General features: G+C 64.0%; 16 protein-coding genes and 1 tRNA gene. 9 read left to right on the top strand and 8 right to left on the bottom strand.

The features are described from left to right. Positions 1–97: 97 nt before the first annotated feature. Genes MUN81_RS13485 through MUN81_RS13475 form a run of 3 tightly spaced genes read left to right on the top strand, consistent with a single transcriptional unit; the run spans position 98 to position 4,681 of the window. Positions 98–1,237: an aminotransferase class I/II-fold pyridoxal phosphate-dependent enzyme gene (locus tag MUN81_RS13485; protein ID WP_245111158.1), complete on the top strand. Its 1,140-nt coding sequence runs from the start codon at positions 98–100 to the stop codon at positions 1,235–1,237. Further along, complete coding sequence (locus MUN81_RS13480; RefSeq protein ID WP_245111156.1) at positions 1,206–3,818, top strand: peptidoglycan-binding protein; 2,613 nt, start codon at positions 1,206–1,208, stop codon at positions 3,816–3,818. The genes MUN81_RS13485 and MUN81_RS13480 overlap by 32 nt, the downstream gene beginning before the upstream one ends. Before the next feature lie 35 nt (positions 3,819–3,853). Then, complete coding sequence (locus MUN81_RS13475) at positions 3,854–4,681, top strand: amidohydrolase family protein (protein WP_245111154.1); 828 nt, start codon at positions 3,854–3,856, stop codon at positions 4,679–4,681. A gap of 88 nt (positions 4,682–4,769) precedes the next feature. Here MUN81_RS13475 and MUN81_RS13470 read toward each other — a convergent pair whose 3' ends face one another. Beyond that, entirely contained in the window at positions 4,770–6,146 is a 1,377-nt protein-coding gene (locus MUN81_RS13470) for a sigma 54-interacting transcriptional regulator (RefSeq protein WP_245111153.1), read from the bottom strand. Positions 6,147–6,373: 227 nt separating this feature from the next. On the opposite strand from MUN81_RS13470, the gene MUN81_RS13465 reads away from it, so the two are divergent. Continuing rightward, positions 6,374–7,267, top strand: coding sequence for a hypothetical protein (locus tag MUN81_RS13465; RefSeq protein WP_245111151.1), 894 nt, complete (start codon positions 6,374–6,376; stop codon positions 7,265–7,267). 14 nt (positions 7,268–7,281) lie between these two features. Here MUN81_RS13465 and MUN81_RS13460 read toward each other — a convergent pair whose 3' ends face one another. Continuing rightward, entirely contained in the window at positions 7,282–7,683 is a 402-nt protein-coding gene (locus tag MUN81_RS13460; protein WP_245111149.1) for a hypothetical protein, read from the bottom strand. 220 nt (positions 7,684–7,903) lie between these two features. Between MUN81_RS13460 and MUN81_RS13455 the strand changes: the two genes are divergently transcribed. Together MUN81_RS13455 and MUN81_RS13450 are read left to right on the top strand one after the other, a co-directional pair. Further along, the gene (locus tag MUN81_RS13455; RefSeq protein ID WP_245111148.1) at positions 7,904–8,329 is read left to right on the top strand and encodes a hypothetical protein; all 426 of its coding nucleotides are present in this window, start codon (positions 7,904–7,906) and stop codon (positions 8,327–8,329) included. Between the two features lie 181 nt (positions 8,330–8,510). Beyond that, on the top strand, positions 8,511–9,575 hold the full coding sequence (locus MUN81_RS13450; RefSeq protein ID WP_280638194.1) for a cobalamin-dependent protein: 1,065 nt from the start codon (positions 8,511–8,513) through the stop codon (positions 9,573–9,575). A gap of 52 nt (positions 9,576–9,627) precedes the next feature. Here MUN81_RS13450 and MUN81_RS13445 read toward each other — a convergent pair whose 3' ends face one another. The 5 genes from MUN81_RS13445 to MUN81_RS13425 form a co-directional block, all read right to left on the bottom strand. Further along, on the bottom strand, positions 9,628–10,758 hold the full coding sequence (locus MUN81_RS13445) for an AI-2E family transporter (RefSeq protein WP_245111146.1): 1,131 nt from the start codon (positions 10,756–10,758) through the stop codon (positions 9,628–9,630). A 95-nt stretch (positions 10,759–10,853) separates the two neighbouring features. Then, positions 10,854–12,053, bottom strand: a complete 1,200-nt coding sequence (locus MUN81_RS13440; protein ID WP_245111144.1) for a lactonase family protein — start codon at positions 12,051–12,053, stop codon at positions 10,854–10,856. Between the two features lie 224 nt (positions 12,054–12,277). Beyond that, positions 12,278–12,359: transfer RNA gene (locus MUN81_RS13435), tRNA-Leu, on the bottom strand. Positions 12,360–12,396: 37 nt separating this feature from the next. After that, positions 12,397–12,942: an iron-sulfur cluster co-chaperone HscB C-terminal domain-containing protein gene (locus tag MUN81_RS13430; protein ID WP_245111142.1), complete on the bottom strand. Its 546-nt coding sequence runs from the start codon at positions 12,940–12,942 to the stop codon at positions 12,397–12,399. Positions 12,943–13,084: 142 nt separating this feature from the next. After that, on the bottom strand, positions 13,085–13,381 hold the full coding sequence (locus MUN81_RS13425) for an antibiotic biosynthesis monooxygenase family protein (protein WP_245111141.1): 297 nt from the start codon (positions 13,379–13,381) through the stop codon (positions 13,085–13,087). A gap of 262 nt (positions 13,382–13,643) precedes the next feature. Here MUN81_RS13425 and MUN81_RS13420 point away from each other — a divergent pair, with 262 nt between their 5' ends. The 3 genes from MUN81_RS13420 (at position 13,644) to MUN81_RS22720 (ending at position 15,301) form a co-directional block, all read left to right on the top strand. Next, positions 13,644–13,862, top strand: coding sequence for a hypothetical protein (locus MUN81_RS13420; RefSeq protein ID WP_245111139.1), 219 nt, complete (start codon positions 13,644–13,646; stop codon positions 13,860–13,862). Between the two features lie 315 nt (positions 13,863–14,177). Beyond that, a complete protein-coding gene (locus MUN81_RS13415; protein WP_245111137.1) occupies positions 14,178–15,131 on the top strand; it encodes an alpha/beta hydrolase in 954 nt (317 codons plus the stop codon). 44 nt (positions 15,132–15,175) lie between these two features. Further along, a complete protein-coding gene (locus tag MUN81_RS22720; protein WP_280638193.1) occupies positions 15,176–15,301 on the top strand; it encodes a hypothetical protein in 126 nt (41 codons plus the stop codon). Positions 15,302–15,466: 165 nt separating this feature from the next. Here the strand turns inward: MUN81_RS22720 and MUN81_RS13410 are convergent, their stop codons facing one another. Next, on the bottom strand, positions 15,467–16,237 hold the full coding sequence (locus tag MUN81_RS13410; RefSeq protein WP_245111136.1) for an SAM-dependent chlorinase/fluorinase: 771 nt from the start codon (positions 16,235–16,237) through the stop codon (positions 15,467–15,469). Between the last annotated feature and the right edge of the window lie 27 nt (positions 16,238–16,264).

Below are 16,264 nucleotides of genomic sequence, written 5' to 3'. Positions count from 1 at the left end.
CTTTGGGTCGACTGGCCCCCCTTTCCCAGTGGAGAGGAACCGGGGGTGAGGCGCCCGCTAGCGCCGCAACCAAGCTTACCTTTTGAATCACCCGCCCATGCTCGATTTCACCTCGGCGCTGTACCTGGGCCCACAAGCATTCCCGCCGCCGCCCCCGGGCCTGGCCCTTACCACCGGCCGCCCGGCGGTGCTCGACCACAACGGTCGGGCCCAGTGGGTGGCCCACACCGTGGCCCGGCGCCAGGGCCTGGAAGCCGGCGAGCTGGCTCCGTCCTCCCTGCACTTGTTCTGGGACGTGTTTGGGCTGGTGCCGGCCCGCGGTGTGGTGCTGCTGGAGCGCCAACTGTACCCGGTAGGGCAATGGGGCAGCCTTCGCGCTCGCGCCCGTGGCCTGCCCGTGGCCACATTTCGGGCCGATGACCTGCCCGGCCTGGCGCGGGTGCTGCACACCTATCAGCAGCAGGGCCGTACGCCCTGGCTCGTGACCGATGGCTGGCACCCTGGCCGCGGCCCCGCGCCGCTGGCGCACTACCGAGAGCTGCTGGATTCGCACCCCGGCGCTGTGCTGCTGATTGATGATACCCAAGCTTTTGGCGTGCTGGGAGCTAACCCGGCCCGCAACCGGCCGCTGGGGCAGGGCGGGGGCGGGCTGTTGCGCTGGGCCCGCCTTACGCCGCAAGGGCTAGGCCCCGAGCTGCTGACCATTACCTCCCTGGCCAAGGGCCTGGGCGTGCCGGTAGCCGTGCTGGCGGGTCGCGCCAGCCGGCTTGCGCAGTTCCGTCGGCGGGCCGAAACGCGGGTGCACACCAGTCCGGTATCGGCCTGGCACGCCTGGGCCGCCGAGCAGGCCCTGCGCCACGATGCCCGCCACGGCCACGCGGCCCGGCGCCGGCTGGGCTTGCGCATCACGCAGTTTCGGCGGGCGCTGGCGCGGGCGGGCATCCGGCCGTTGGGCGACGACTTTCCGGTCCAGAAAATAGTGCTGGACCGCACCACAGCCGCCCTGGGCCTGCACCAACAGCTACGCCAGGCCGGCCTCAATACCCTGCTGCTGGCCGGCGAAACCCGGCCCGGCGTGCCCGAAGTGGCTTTCTGCCTACGGGCCGACCATTCGGCGGCCGATATCGACTACGCCGCCGCTGCCCTGGCCCACCTGGCCCGCGGCACCGACTGGTTTTCCTCACCTCTTTCCGTTGCCCTACGCCATGAATCCGACGCTAACCCTTTCGCCCCGTAGCCGCAGCCGCACCAATGCGCCGGCGGCCGTGGCCATCATCTACCCTAAAGTGGGCACCGTGCTGCGCGTGCCGCTACGGCGCACGCCCACCGGCGGCTCCTATGGCCACGAGCAGCACCCCGAGCGCCAGCTCATCACCTGGTTCAACCGCATGGCGGGCGCCCGGCCGGGCTTTCCGCTGCAGGTTCGGCGCATTCTGCTCGTCACGGGCGAGCCGTTGTGCCAAAGCTGCTACCTCGGCCTGGCCCGTTACCTCAGCCGCTTCCACCTGGCCGACAAGCTGCAGCTGCGCACGCTGGCCGAAGCCGCACCCAGTGCCCGCTCCGCCACACCTGAAACCTGCAGCTGCGGTTGCGGGCATTGTGGGCATGATATTGATTACAAAGATAATAGCAGTAGTAATTCCCATTTGCTGAACGCCCTCCTGCAGGATGATTACATCTCTGATATGGAGCTGGAAGACGAGGGCTGGTGGAGCCGCTTGAAGCAGCTGGGCCAGGCCGCGGCCCTGACCGGCGCCCTGGCGCTGGGCCCGCAGGGCGCCTTCAAGCCTGTGTATGACGTAGCCAAAGCCGTGGCCGGCGCCTACGAGAAGCACAATAAGATGCAGCGCACCGTAGAATCTGCCCAACTGCCCAGCCGGCGCCCGCCAGGCCAGCAGGAGCTTGGCTTTGAGCAGGAAATGGGCTACGAATTCGCCGACGTGGCGCCCGGCTGCGCCAGCCCCGGCAGTGGCCGGCCCACCCTGCGCCTGGGCGCCCGGGGCGAGTACGTGCGCTACCTGCAGTGCCGGCTCAATTTCCACAAGGTGAGCCTGCCTCAGCCGTTGGTGAACGATGGCGTGTGGGGCCCCAAAACCCAGACCGCCGTGCGCAATTTCCAGCAGGGGCGGGGTCTGGTGGTCGATGCCGTGGTGGGCCCGCTCACGTGGGGCCAGCTCGACGCCGGCGGCGCGGTGGTGCCCACGGTGCCGCCCAAAACGCAGCCCGTCGGCACCACGCCCAGCGGTGGCACCGACGTGAGCACCGTGCGCTTTCGCAACGCGGCCGACATCAATAACTTCTTCCTGGCCCGCACCGGGCAGGATTTCGTGGACTGGTTCCGGGGCAAAGTGGGCGGGCGCGGCGCCTGGGTGCGCACCCATGGCGGCAAAACCTACCCCGTGACCATGCCCGCCACCGCCGACGCCAAAGCGGGCTTCCTGCAGTTCTGGGACGGCATTCCGCGCGTGTTTAATTCCCCCGACATCAACTTCGCGCAGTTTGCCGCCCTGCAAAGCGTGATTGTGAACGAAACGGGCGGCACCATGCGGCCTATTGCCGAAAAGGTGGGCCTGCCCGACCACCCCGGCCTGGCCTATGCCTTCAACCGCATTCCCGGCCTCAAGGTGTCGTACAATACCGGCTCGAATAAGCGGGCGCTGGAGCTGTTCAACAACCGGGAATTCCTGGAAGCGCACGGCCAGAAGCCTTTGGGCGCCCAACTGGCCAACACCAAGGACGCGCGCTGGGGCGGCGAGGCCTACCCCACAGACGCGGCCTCGACCAGCACCGACCCGGCCATCGCCGGCTTTGTGCAAGAGGCGGATTTCTACAAGTTTCGGGGCCGCGGCTACATCCAGATTACCTGGCGCAACGCCTACCAGTGGCTCATCCCTTCGGTGCAGAACTACTCGGGTTCCGACCCCATCATCCTGCAAAAAAAGGCCCAGTGGCGCGGCCTCAGCCTCGACTCCGTGGCCACCCGCTCCAGCAACGCCGACTGGCAGGCACTGTTCATGCAAAGCACCGAGTTTGCGCTCGGCGCGCTCAAGATTTTCTTTGGCAAAAAGACCAACAGTATTAACAAAGTGCGCGTGGGCGACTGGGAAAGCGTGCGCATGGTGGCCTGCGATGTGATGTGCACGAAGAGCTACACCGCCCTGTTTGTGCAGCGCGTGCAGCAGATTTTTGCCACCCTGGGCGCCGCGCCTGTTCCTGTGGGGCCGGTGCCCCAGCCCGGCAATGTAGGGCCGGTGCCTGTGCCGCCCGCCGGCGGCTCCGAAGCGGCTCTGCGCGAAGCCATTGTGGCCAATGCGCTGGGCATGATGGCTGAGCCAAAAATCGAGGCGAAGCTGCGCGGGGCCGACGGCTTCCGCAAGGGCTGGCAGAAGCTGAAAATACTGTTTGAAACCGCTGCGCCCGACTACGTACAGTCCGGCTGGGAGGAAAACAACCTCAAGCGCAGCACCAGCGTGAGCAACACGGCGGGCATTCCGCACTGGTGCGGCATCTTCGCGCTGTGGGCCCACCGCGCCGCCGGCCTAAACGTGGGCACCTGGAAAATCGGCAAGGGCATCAGTGCCAATCCGGCTTTCCGCAGCATTCCGGCGGCGCGGGTGAAGAAGGGCGACATCGGCTACTACAACCTCGACCCTGCCACCAAGCAGCCCTTCCGCCACCACTTCCTGGTGCGCGAGGTGTACCCCGACGGCACTATGGACACCATCGACGGCAACTCGGGTGGCACCAGCACCGTGCGCAGCAAAAGCCGCGTGCCCCTGCGCGGCGTCGACCTGTTTTTCAGCGCCTTCAACGGCTAAGCCGGAACTGCCGCTGCCATTTTTCACCCACCGCCATGCTCATCATCGACTGCCACTGCCACGCCGGGCGCGGCGACGGCCTCACCGGCCCCTGGGATACCGATGCGCCGCTCAAGCCCTACCTGGCCTGGGCCGAGGAGGCCGGCATTGCGCGCACGGTGCTGTTTGCCGCGTTTCATTCCGACTACGCCGTGGCCAACCGCCAGGTGGCCCACCTCGTGCACCAAAACCCGGAGCGGTTCTACGGCTTTGCCTTCGTGCACGCCCAGCGCGACCGGGGCCGGGTGCTGGAAATGGTGCGCACCGCCGTGGAAGAGTACGGCTTCGTCGGCATCAAGCTGCACCGCTACGATGCCCGCATCAGCCGCGAGGTGTGCGACGTGGCCCGCGCCTTCCGGCTGCCGGTGCTCTACGACGTGGTGGGCGAAACCTCGGTGGTCGACCTACTGGCCACCCAATACCCCGACGTCAACTTCATCATCCCGCACCTGGGCTCGTTTTCCGACGACTGGCGCGCCCAAACCGCCCTCATCGACTACCTCGTGCGTTGCCCGAATATCTTCACCGACACCTCCGGCGTGCGCCGCTTCGACATCCTGCAGCGCGCCGTGGAGCGGGCCGGCCCCGCCAAGTTTCTCTTCGGCTCCGACGGCCCCTGGCTACACCCGGGCGTGGAATTAAGCAAAATCCACGCCCTGCACCTCGCGCCCGAAGAGGCCCAACAGGTGCTGGCCGGCAATTTGTTGCGCCTCATTGGCCGGGTGCGCCCCGCGGTAGGCGATGGCGCCCGGCGCCGTGTGTCGGTAGTCACGGAGCCGCTGAGCAACGCCTGGCGTGACCCTTGGCTTATTGGGAAAGAATAGCGAAGTAGGCGGCTTTAAAACCGCCTGTCATCCTCATCTGGCGTCCGCGCAGCCAGATGAGGATGACAGGCGTTTATAATTTGTCCCTTTACGCCAGGCGCATCTGCGTCTCGGGCTCGTCGCGGCGGTGCATCTGCAGAATTCGCTCGCTGCAGCGCAGGCGTAGGGCAGCCATTTTGAGGTTGCCGCTCTCGTGGGTGATAGCCACTTTTTTGGCGATTTCCGTCACCTGGTCCTTTATTTCCTTCAACCCCAGGCCCTGGTAAAGCAGGGTGGTCACGCCGGCTTCGAGCTCGTCGGCGGTGGGTGCAGCCGCGCCTAAGTGGGCAAAATCCGGCCAGTCGGAGCGGGGTATGTCGCCGATGGTAATGGGGCCTTCGCCCACGTGCTTGCTGGCAATGCGGGTGATGAGCTGCTGCAACTCACGCACGTTGCCGGGGTAGTCGCGCAGCTGCAGGAAGTCGTACACCTGCCGGTCCACGGGCTGGCGGATGCCGTGCTGCTGCGTGAAAAAGTGCTCAGCCAGCGGCACAATGTCTTCTTTGCGCTCGCGCAGGGGCGGCAGGTGGCAGGTCCAGCCCGACACGCGGTAGTACAAATCCTGCCGGAAAGTGCCCTTTTGCACTTCGGCCAGCAGGTCGCGGTTGGTGGCGCTCACCAGCCGGAAGTGGGCCTGCCGCCAGGTGTTGCTGCCCACGCGCTTGTAGGTGCCTTCCTGCAGGGCCCGCAAAAACTCGGCCTGCAGCGGCAAGGGCAGTTCGCCCAGCTCGTCCAGAAACAGCGTGCCCTCGTGGGCCAGCGCCACCGCCCCGTCGCGGGCGCTGATGGCGTTGGTGAAAGCCCCTTTTTCGTGCCCGAACAGTTCGCTGCCCGACAGGCCGGGAATCAGGTTGGTGCAGTCCACCACCACGCAGTCGCGCTTGCCGGGACGCGGGTCCAGCCGGTGGATTTCCTGGGCCACCAGCTCCTTGCCGGTGCCGCTTTCGCCGGTTATCAGCACCTGGCAGTTCGAAAGGGCCATGTCGACCACTTGGCGCAGGGCGTCGCGCCAGCGCTGGCTGCGGCCCACCAGCCGGCGCTGCAGGTCGGCCACGGTGGCATTCAGGTGCTGCCAGTAACGCAGCCGTGAAGTCACGATTTCAACCGGCTGCTCCACATCAAACCACGAAAAAACATCGGACACCCCCGCGCGCAACAGGGTCCAGGTGCTCGGGCTGGGCAAGGCACCCACGCCCACCGCCAGTACGTTGGCGTCGGGGGCAGTGCGCAGTTCGGCCACGGCCTCCACCGCGGCGGGCAGCGAAGCGTCGGCGTCGAGAAATAGAATGCCGGCGCCGCTAGCGGGCGTGTGAGCCCGCAGCGGCTGCAAAGCCAGTCCCGCTTTCTCCAGCTGAATGATGATTTCGGCGAGGCGGGAGTTCTGGCGCGTAAACGGTAGAAACCATACCGGGCAGGGGGTAGCCATGCGAAGCAGGAAAAAAGTGGGAAAGAAGAGCGGCGCGCGGGAAAGGAAGGGAGGTAAATATAAGTTAAATAATCAATAAATTGAATATTTTATTTGTGTTAAAATCAAAGTGTTTGCCTGCTTGACTACAGGGCCGCTTGAGCTTGCTAGGCCGCCCGATGCAGCCAACTTTGCCACCTTGCGTACACGCGGCAGTTGCCCGCCATTCGCCGCCGCCCCGCCTGCCCATGACCGCCACCATTCTCTCTGAAGTTGCTCTTCCCGGCCTGCCCTCGGCCTCCGGGGTCGAAATCATTGGGCCCACGGCCTACGTCATCGGCGACGACCCGGCCGCGCTGCACTGCCTCGATGCGGCCACGCTGGCGCCCACCGCCCGCCGCCAACTATTCGATGGCCCGGCCAATGGCCCATTCCGCATTCCCAAGCCCGAAAAGCCCGACCTGGAATGCATGGCAGCCGTGTGCTGGGCCGACGGCCGCCCCGGCCTGCTGCTGCTGGGTTCGGGCAGTCGCCCCAACCGCGCCCGGGGCTGGTTTGTGCCCACCGACACCGCCAGCGCCGTTCCCGAACCGCTCGATTTGACGCCGCTCTACGCGCTGCTGGCGCCCTTGCTGCCCGCTGGCGCGGTGTTCAACCTGGAAGCCGCCGCCGCCTCCGACACCGAACTGCTCTTGTTTCAGCGCACGGTGGGGCGGGCCGACGCGGCGCTGCTGTTTCGGCTGCCTCTGGAAGCCACGGTGGCTTTTTTGGGTGGCGCGGCCACCGTTCCCATCGTTAAGGTTTTGCCCTTTGAGTTGCCCGCCATTGCAGGCTGCCCGGCTGGGTTTTCGGGCGCCACGTTTGTCGACGAGCTGCTTTTCGTGACCGCCTCCGTGGAAAATACCACCGATGCCGTGCTCGATGGCGACGTGCTGGGCTCGTTCATCGGGCTGGTCAACCTCGACACGCAGCGGGCGGCGTTTGCCCTGTTGGCCTGGCACGACGGGCGTGCCTACCGCGGCAAGGTGGAGGGCCTGGCGGTGCGCCGCGTGGTGGGCGCACGGCACTGGGAATTGCTGCTCGTGACGGATGACGACGCAGGCGGCAGCACCGCCGTGGTGGCCGAAATCAGCTTGGAATAGCGGAGGGCTTCGGGTTAGGGCAGCTGCTGCAGCCACTCCACGGCCTCGGGCTCGGCGTCGAAGAGGCGGTAGGTGAGGGCCGACTGCTGCGAGTCGTTCATCACCAGGTTGAGCGAGAGGCGGGCAAACACGTCGGCCGGAATGATGACGGCGCCGTAGAGCTCGTAGCCGTCGGTTTGGCTGCTGGCCAGCCAGTATTCGCGAATCCAGTTGCGCTCCTCGTCGGTGAAGGGCGACATCTGGCGCTGGTCGGCCAGCATCTTGTGCCAGTTGTGGCGGCGCAGCAGCTGGCTGGTGTGAGTAAGAAAGGCTTGAAAGGTGGGAAAGTCCCGGGGGCCGGCCGCGTATTGCACCAAAGCATAGCCGTCGGGGTGTTCGAGCAGGCGCCCCACGGGATTCTCAAAATATAAACGCATTATGCAGGAGAAAGCGAGCAAGCCGCTGATAAACAGATGGATAATAATATACTTGGGCTAAATGGATAATGCCCAATGGCTGAGCCTTTCTACGAAAGCCGGGCCGTTTCGTTGAGAAATTAAAAAAGCACAGATTGCCCCTGCGCCGCGTAGTTTTGTCGCGGCTTTTACTTGGCTTCCAGCGGCGTTCGTTCGGGCACTTCTACCTTCTACTCTTCTTATGAATTTGCTGCCCCGAACTCAGGAGACGCTCTACTTTCAGAATGCCGCGGGCAAGGTCTACCATCACCCCCGCGGCTTCGTGCGCCTGGCCTGGAGTGCCGAGCGCACCTCCTTCGACGCCGTGAAGGCCTTCTACGAGCAGGTGCTGGCCTTGCTGCTGAATTCGGGCGCGCGCAAAATCCTCTCCGACCACGGGCAGCGCGCGCCACTTTCGGGCGCGGCGCAGGCCTGGCTCATCGAAAACTGGATTCCGCGGGCCATGACGCAGGCCCGCACCCGGCACTGCGCCATCGTGGAGGGCGCCGACCCGCTGCACCGCCTGTCCACGCAGTCGGTGGTGTCGGCGTCGCCGTCGGGCTTCGTATTCCAACGCTTTGTCAGCGTTGACGCGGCCGAAGCTTGGCTAACCGGCCTGCCCGCCTGACGGCTGCACGCGCTGCCGCCAGCGCAGGCGGTGGCCAAAAAAATATGCCTATTTTTCATGGCTTTGCGGGCCGGGCCGCCGCTAAAAGGCATCCTGCTGGGTATAAGTTGCGTAAAGGCGAAGTTGATTTCGGAGACAAATCCGGAATCCGTCTCCGTTACCCAAAACCGATACCACGCCTTTGCCCACCAACCAAGCGCTGCGCGAGCAGATTGCCCAGCGGCTCTACCAGGAGCTGGGGGCGCTGGCCGAAGCTGCCGCTAAGCAGCTCCCCGATGCCGCCTCCCCGCCCGCGGCCGACCTCCCCGACTCATCCGTCGACCAGCTGCAGCAACACATCATTGCCCTGGCCAACGCCGTGCTCATGAACAGCCCGGGCCTGTTTGAGGGCCACCTGCTGCAGTTCAGCCAACAGCTGGGCCCCGTGGTGGCAACTGAGGAAGTGGCCGCCCTGCGCCAAACGCTGCTGCTACGCCTTACCGTGGGCGAATACGTGCTGGTGGCAGGCATCCTCAGCGCCGGCCTCGTTGCGCTGGCCGCCCCGCTGGCGGCGCTGGCTCCGGTGGCCGAAGCGCCCCCCGAAACCCCCGAAGCCCTCCGATTTGCCGCGCTGGCCACCCATTACGTGACCCTGCTGCTGGCCGCCGACCGCACCGCCGCCCAGCGCCTGCTGGTGGCCGAAGCGGAAGCGGGCACCGACGTGCGCGACCTCTACCTGCACGTGCTGCAGCCGGCCCAGCGCGAAGTGGGCAACCGCTGGCATCGCGGCGAAATCAGCGTGGCTGAGGAGCATTACTGCACCGCCGCCACGGCCGGCGTGATGGCCCAGCTACAGCCCTATTTCCAGGGCACTCCGCGGAACGGGCGGCGCCTGCTGGCCGCCTGCGTGGCCGGCGACCTGCACACGATTGGCCTGCAGATGGTGGCTGACTTTCTGGAGTATGACGGCTGGGACGTGAGCTACCTCGGCGCCAGCACGCCCCAGGACAGCATCCGCCGCATGATAGCCGACCAAGGCGTGCAGCTGCTGCTTACGTCGGCGTCCATGCCGCACCACGTGCCGCTGCTGGGCGACCTAGTGGCTGCCCTGCGGCGCGACCCGGCTACGCGCCACGTGCGCGTGGTGGTGGGCGGGCGCCCCTTTGTGTACGACGCCGACCTGTGGGAGCGCACCGGCGCCGACGCCTGGGCCGCCAGCGCCGACGATGCGGTGGCCGTGGTGCGGGGACTTTTTCAGCAAGAATAACCGGGGCTCGGGCTACCTCTGCGGTGGTCCGGCAGGGGGGTGGCGCGGCGCCTTAGCCCGGCACTACTTGCTCTGCTCGCTCGGTGGCTTTGGTGGGCGGGTTGATTTTGCGGCCGCGCGGGGTTTCCTCGTCGCCCAGCAGCATGCCCCAGGGCTTGAGGGACGGAATGCGGTCGAAAACGATTTTGAGGATGGCGATGACCGGCAGGGCCAGAAACATGCCCGCCACGCCGCCGATGGCGTTGCCCACCAGCACGCCCACAATGGCCACCAGCGCGTTAACCTTGATTTTGGAGGCCACGATGCGCGGAATGAGGTAGTGATTGTCGATGAACTGAATGACCATGTAGGCGGCCACCACCGCCACGGCGTGCCCGTAGCCGGGCTTGGCCACGAAGGCCATGAGCACCGGCAGCGCAATGGCAATGAGCCCGCCGATGTAGGGAATGAAGTTCAGCAGCGCGCCCAGCACGCCCAGCAGCAGCCCATACGGCACCCCGATGAGGAGCAGCGCCGTGGTGTTGAGCGTGGCCACGATGCTGGCTTCAATGAGCAGGCCCACCATGTAGCTCTGAATGGTGGCCTTGCTTTCGTGCAGCACGTCGGCCACGTTCTGGTCCTGCCGGCGACCCGAAAACACCTGCGTTAGAAAGTCAATCAGCCGCCGCTGGTACAGGAACAGCAGAAAGATGTAGACCGGAATGAGCGTGACCACCACCGCCAGCCCCGACACCGCCGAGAGCGTGCCGCCCAGCAGCGCCGAGGCCCGGTTGCCGGCCTCGCTGAGGTAGCCCTGCAGTTTCTGGTCGCTCACGCCGAAGCGCGATTGCAGCCACTGGTGCACCTGCGCGGTGGTTTCGGCAAACTTCTTCTTGAACAGCGGCATCTGGCTCGACAGCTGGGACGCCTCGATGTAGATGAAGTAGAGCAGGCCCAGCAGCGCGCTCACGCCCAGTACCACCGTGAGCGTGATGGCCAGCAGCCTGGGCACCCGGTGCCGCAGCAGCCACTGCTCCACGGGATGCAGCATGATGGCAAAAATGGCCGCGAAAAACAGCGGAAAAATGATTTCGCTGGCAATGTGAATGGTGAACACCGCCAGGGCCAGGCCCAGGAGGATGAGCGGCAGTTTTACGTAGAGGGGAAATTGCAGCTCGCGGGAGGGGGCGTCGAGGTCGGGCATAAAGGGGGTGAGAGGCCATTCAGCGATGTGCCGTCAGCGTAAGGCCGCTTACGGTGTAGCATTTGGCGCGTTGTCCGCTGGGCCGGGGCGCTGGCTCAGCGCGTAAAATCTTCCACCACCTGCACAAACATGGGCGAGGGCACTTCCACGGTCTGGCCGGTGGGGGCCAGCAGGCCGTTTTGCGGGTCGACGCGGAACGTGACCACGTTATTGGAGTTCTGGTTGGCCACCAGTAGCAGGCGCCCCGAGGGCGTGAGGCTGAAGTTGCGCGGGGTGTTGCCCTGGGTGCTCACGTGTTGAATGGGCGCCAGCGTGCCGTTGCTGGTGTCGATGGCGAACACAGCGATGCTGTTGTGGCCCCGGTTGGAGGCGTAGAGAAACAAGCCGTCGGGCGACACGTGAATGTCGGCGCAGGAATTCTGACCAGTGAAGCTCTTGGGCAGCGTGCTCACCGTTTGCAACTCCTGAAACTTGCCGGCCGCCGCGTCATACGCCAGCGCCGTCACCGTCGAGTTCAGCTCATTAATCAAATACGCCCGCTTGCCGTTGGGATGGAAAATGAGGTGGCGCGGCCCCGCGCCAAGCGTGGCTTTGAAAGCGGGTTCGGCCAGGCGGGCCAACTGGCCCTGAGCGGCGTTGAGCCGGTAGCTCACCACTTGGTCGGTGCCCAGGTCCACGGCGAAGGCGTAGGTATTGGTCGGGTCGGGGAGAATGCAGTGGGCGTGCGGGCCGTTCTGGTTTTTGTGCGGGCCGGCGCCCTGGTGCTGGTCGGTGGCGGTGGGGGCGGCCAGCTGGCCGTTGGGACTCAGGGGCAGCAGGGCGACGTTGCCGCCCACGTAGTTGGCCACCAGCGCGGCTTTTTCGGAACGGTCGAGGCTGATGTAGCAGGGCGAGGCGCCGGTGGATGGCTGCTGGTTGAGCAGCGTGAGGCCGCCGGTGCGCGGGTCGACGGCTATGGCGCTCACTCCGCCGCCCTTGGCACCCCGAAACATCTGCGTCTCGCTCACCGCGTACATAAACTTACGCCCGGCCGGCATGGTCAGGTAGGTGGGGCTGGCCCCGCCCCGGTACGCGCCTATCGGCGTCAGCACCCCGGTAGCCGGCGCAAGACGGTAGAGGTAAATCGAGTTTTCCTGCTCCGAGCTCACGTTGGTGCCGATGTACACGAGGTAGTCGCGGGAAGCATTTGAACTGCTGGATGCCTTTTTCGCGCACCCATCCAGAAATGCGGCAGCCGCAAGCAGGCCAAGGCTGTACACGGGCACCAACGTGCGGAAACGGGCAGTAAACTTCATTCGGGGTTGGGCAAAGGTTGAGTTGCAAAAGTGCACCAAAGTAGGGGAGCCTACCAGCCTGCATAGGGAAATGGCTACGAAAGCCATTGTTTTTTAATAGGCCAGAAGCCAATGTCACACAACTTCCCGATTGGCCTGAACGCAAAAAGCCTCAAAAACTGCATCTGCGAACAGATTTACAGCTTTTGAGGCTTGAATTGTGGGTGGTCGTTAGACCTTCCTAGTACCCGGAGCCGGAGTCGAACCGGCACACCTTGCGGTATTGGTGTTTGAGACCAACGCGTCTACCGGTTCCGCCATCCGGGCAGGATGAGCTTTTTAGAACAATTCCGCTCTGCCGGTATCAGGAGCGGGCTGCAAAGGTAGCTAGCTGCTGCTGGATGCGCAACAGATACCGCTTTTTTAGGTAGTAGGTGCGGATTTGCTGGAGCGCGGCCGGGCGGTGGTCGGCGGGTAGCTGCTCATAGCCAGCCAGAACCGGCTCAATACCGGCGTCCAGCGTTTCGGTTAGGGCTTGTACTTCGGTAGCTGCTTTGGTATGGGTGGCGGGGTCGGGTTCCATTTCCAGTTCCATGAGTTGCTCGTTGAGGTCCATCATGTCCATCAGGAAGTCGGGCGGGAGCTGCTCCTGCTTGCCTTCTTCGAGCAGGCCGTGGTGGCGCAGCAGGTAGGCCATGCGCTGGTCGGGGTCGGCGAGAGTGCGGTAGGCATCGGTGTTGAGCGTAGACTGGCGCAACATTTCGGCTTGGTTTTCAGGCGAGCTGGTGGCGTGAAAATCGGGATGAGTTTCACGGCTTTTGGCGTAGTAGCGGCGCTTGAGGGCGGCTTCATCGGGCCGGAAAGACTCGGGAATACCGTAAAAAGCGAAGTAATCGGCAGGGTCGGGCATGGGCGAAGGTAGGGCCGCAACGGGGCGCCCCGCTGCTTGTACCGCTAAAGGGGCCTGATGGTTTGGCCAATAATGCGTCCAGCGGTGCCGCATCTGTAGCCGCGGCCTCAGCAAAATTCTGTCTGTGGCGCAGGTCCTCGCGCTATTCCACCACTGTGACCGGGGCCGACGAAAATGCCACCGGCGGTGCCGCAAACAGCCGTTTCGTGGCCGGCCACACCTCGCCAAACAGTTCCGACTCCCGATAGGCGTTGAGCGCGGCTTCGTCGTCCCAATGGCTGAAAGTGCAGTACACGTTGGGAACGACGGCATCCTGCCACAGCTCTAGGTGGCGGCACCCGGGCCGCTGCCGGATGCGGTGTTTGGTAGCGTGAAAAAGCGTGAGAAAGGCCGGCACCTGCTCCGGCGCAAACGTCATGCGGACAACGCGAATGAGCATCTGGAATAGAAAAATGAACGCCGCAAAAGTAAAACGCTCCGGCTGTGCGCACTCAACGTGCCGTGGGCTTTCGCCTTTTTTACGAATAGATAGAAACGCAAAAAATCCTTCTGCTGCCCCTTCACAAAGGATTGCGGGCCACGGAAACGAATGATTGTGAACCCCATTGCCAGCGTGCAGTCCGGCAGTTTTACCCAACTCTTCAGTTAAGCCGCCCGTAAGCACGGGCACACACCTTCCTTCACATCAGAAGTTTCTTGTTATGAAAGTATCCACTTTTCGGGCCGCCGCCGTGGCCTGCCTCTTCTCGCTTTCCGGCGGCCTGGCGTTGAGCAGCTGCAACTCGGAGCCCACCGCTACTGAGGCCGACAAAACCGCCACCGTGGTTTCGAGCGAAACCAACGCCGCTTCCGACAGCACCGCCACTACCGCCCGTGCCGACAGTTCCGCCATGGGCACCGACTCCACGATGGCCAAGTAAACCGACACTGGTTTAAATCTGAAGCCATTAGGCAGCCTGACTGTTCTAAAGCAAAAAGCGCCTCCGTGTCAGCTGCTATGTGCTGTTGACATGGAGGCCCTTTTTGCTTTAGAGCGTGTGGGCCACGGTGTTAACAATGCCGTTTTAATCTTGGTATAATGAGGGATTTTGATAGCGTTAGTGCTTGAAAAATGCAATAAGTCGAACCTCTATCTAGACCGTTCGTATAGGCTCGACATTGCTTTTCACACGTTGCACATTGCCATTCTCTTCATGAAACACCTTGCACCTCGTTCGCTTGCTCTTGCTTTGTTGGTGGCTCCGACTCTGACCACCGGCCTGCTGTTGTCCAGCTGCAACAGCAACTCCACTACCACCGAAACCGCCACCACGGCCGGCGCCGACAGCACGGCCACGGCCGCCAGCCCCGACACGGCTGTCACCGCCGGCACTCCAGGCACGGTGAAGCCCACCATGGCCAAGCCCGCTTGGGGCCCTGGCCTTAAGCCCGAAATGCAAGCCGTGATTGAGCAGCTCATGAGCTTCAAAAATAAACCCCTGCCTGAGCTCACCGCCGCCCAGGCCCGCAAGCAGCCCACCGCCGCCGACGCGGCCATGAAGCAGATGCGCCTGAGCAACATTCCCGTGCCGCCCCTGAACTGCGATACCGCTACCAAAGCCTTGATGCCCGGCGTGAAAGCGCGCATCTACACGCCCAAGGGCGCTGCCGGGCCGTTCCCGGTTATTGTGTACTACCACGGCGGCGGCTGGGTCATTGCCACCAACGATACGTATGCGGCCTCGGCCCAGGCCCTGTGCGAGCAGGTAGGGGCGGTAGTGGTGTCGGTGGAATACCGCAAAGCCCCGGAGCATAAATTTCCGACGGCGCACGACGACGCGTTTGCCGCCTATCAGTACGTGTTGAAAAATGCCGCCAGCATGAAAGGTGACCCCAACAAGGTGGCCGTGGTGGGCGAAAGCGCCGGCGGCAACCTGGCCTGCAACGTGAGCATCATGGCGCGCGACAAAAAGGTGGCCCTGCCCAAATACCAAGTACTAGTGTATCCCATTGCCGGTTCCGACACCAACACGCCTTCTTACCAGGCCAATACTGAAACTGCTCCGCTCAATAAGGCCGGCATGGAGTGGTTCTTCAAGAACTACCAGCGCACCCCGGCCGATTTAAAGGACCCGCGCATCAACCTCGTGGCCGCCAACCTGAAAGGCTTGGAGCCCACCACCGTCATTGGTGCCGACTACGACCCCTGAAGAGCGAAGGCAAGGCCCTGGCTGACAAGCTCAGCGCCGCCGGGGTGAAAACCAATTACAAGCTTTACACTGGCACCACGCATGAATTCTTCGGCATGGCTGCTGTAGTGCCCGAAGCCAAAGAAGCCCAGGGCGTAGCTGTCAGCGACCTGAAAGGCGCGCTGAAGTAAGCCCCCGCAACTCAGCCGTCTTTAAGGCAAAAAAGACCGGCGTGCAGAGCGGCAGCGAAGCATCGCGCTTGTGGTAGTAATCTAATCGTTGAACGAAAAGAATTACTGCTTCGAGCGAGATGCTTCGCTGCCGCTCTGCACGCCGGTCTTTTTCATAATTCCAAGCTACTCAACCGGAAAGCGCACGTCAACTTGCGAATCAAAATGCAAGCCCAGCAGCTCAGAGGCGTTGCCCTGGCAAATGCCGAGGCACAGGCAATCCTGGCTGTTGAACACGGCCACGGCCTCGCCGGGAGGGGCGGCCGAAAAGTGCGGATGGATTTCGCGCACCACATCGCGGCCGAAGTGCACGGCAAACGGGCGGCCATGGCCCACGGCGTCGACCGCGGTGCGGGAAATGTTGGTAATCAGGTTGCCGTAGTGGTCCACGTGCGCCACGTGGCCCGTGATGCGGTGGTCCTGCAGGCGCAGCTGGCGGTTGTTGAGCTGGTGGAAATTTGTCACCACGGGGCCCAGCGACGTCAGGGCTTGGCCGTTGGCCAGGGCCACGGCGGCGGGCAGCAGCACGTCGCGGGTAGGCGAGGCCGTGACGGCAGCCGGCAGGGCCACCAGCTCCTCGGGGGCGCTGGTGGTGAGCAGGGCCAGAATGCCGTTGTCGCCGGCCACGAAAAAGTGGCCTTGGTAGCGGGCCGCGTGCCAGCCCGGCTCAGGGCCCGCGCCGTGGTCGTCGACGCCGATGACGTGCACCGTGCCCGCCGGAAAGTCGCGAAACACGGATTGGAGAACGTGAACGGCGTGCGCGATGTTAAAAGGTTCGACGCCGTGGCTGATGTCCACCACGGGCGTCGCCGGGGCCAATTGCAGAAGTCGCGCTTTCAGCGCCGCCACGTAATGGTCGCGGTAGCCAAAATCGGTCAGCAACGTAATCAATCCCATGCCTGCGTTCGGTAGTTTTTCGTAGTA

The sequence above is a fragment of the Hymenobacter sp. 5317J-9 genome (assembly GCF_022921075.1).
Taxonomy (GTDB): domain Bacteria; phylum Bacteroidota; class Bacteroidia; order Cytophagales; family Hymenobacteraceae; genus Hymenobacter.
Note: the sequence above shows the minus strand (reverse complement) of the source record. Positions and strands in the feature narration are given on the sequence as shown.

Excerpts from the sequence above, each read along its gene's own strand:
- MUN81_RS13485 (WP_245111158.1), top strand. The coding sequence starts at position 98 with ATGCTCGATTTCACCTCGGCGCTGTACCTGGGCCCACAAGCATTCCCG.
- MUN81_RS13480 (WP_245111156.1), top strand. The coding sequence starts at position 1,206 with ATGAATCCGACGCTAACCCTTTCGCCCCGTAGCCGCAGCCGCACCAAT.
- MUN81_RS13475 (WP_245111154.1), top strand. The coding sequence starts at position 3,854 with ATGCTCATCATCGACTGCCACTGCCACGCCGGGCGCGGCGACGGCCTC.
- MUN81_RS13470 (WP_245111153.1), bottom strand. The coding sequence starts at position 6,146 with ATGGCTACCCCCTGCCCGGTATGGTTTCTACCGTTTACGCGCCAGAAC.
- MUN81_RS13465 (WP_245111151.1), top strand. The coding sequence starts at position 6,374 with ATGACCGCCACCATTCTCTCTGAAGTTGCTCTTCCCGGCCTGCCCTCG.
- MUN81_RS13460 (WP_245111149.1), bottom strand. The coding sequence starts at position 7,683 with ATGCGTTTATATTTTGAGAATCCCGTGGGGCGCCTGCTCGAACACCCC.
- MUN81_RS13455 (WP_245111148.1), top strand. The coding sequence starts at position 7,904 with ATGAATTTGCTGCCCCGAACTCAGGAGACGCTCTACTTTCAGAATGCC.
- MUN81_RS13445 (WP_245111146.1), bottom strand. The coding sequence starts at position 10,758 with ATGCCCGACCTCGACGCCCCCTCCCGCGAGCTGCAATTTCCCCTCTAC.
- MUN81_RS13440 (WP_245111144.1), bottom strand. The coding sequence starts at position 12,053 with ATGAAGTTTACTGCCCGTTTCCGCACGTTGGTGCCCGTGTACAGCCTT.
- MUN81_RS13430 (WP_245111142.1), bottom strand. The coding sequence starts at position 12,942 with ATGCCCGACCCTGCCGATTACTTCGCTTTTTACGGTATTCCCGAGTCT.
- MUN81_RS13425 (WP_245111141.1), bottom strand. The coding sequence starts at position 13,381 with ATGCTCATTCGCGTTGTCCGCATGACGTTTGCGCCGGAGCAGGTGCCG.
- MUN81_RS13420 (WP_245111139.1), top strand. The coding sequence starts at position 13,644 with ATGAAAGTATCCACTTTTCGGGCCGCCGCCGTGGCCTGCCTCTTCTCG.
- MUN81_RS13410 (WP_245111136.1), bottom strand. The coding sequence starts at position 16,237 with ATGGGATTGATTACGTTGCTGACCGATTTTGGCTACCGCGACCATTAC.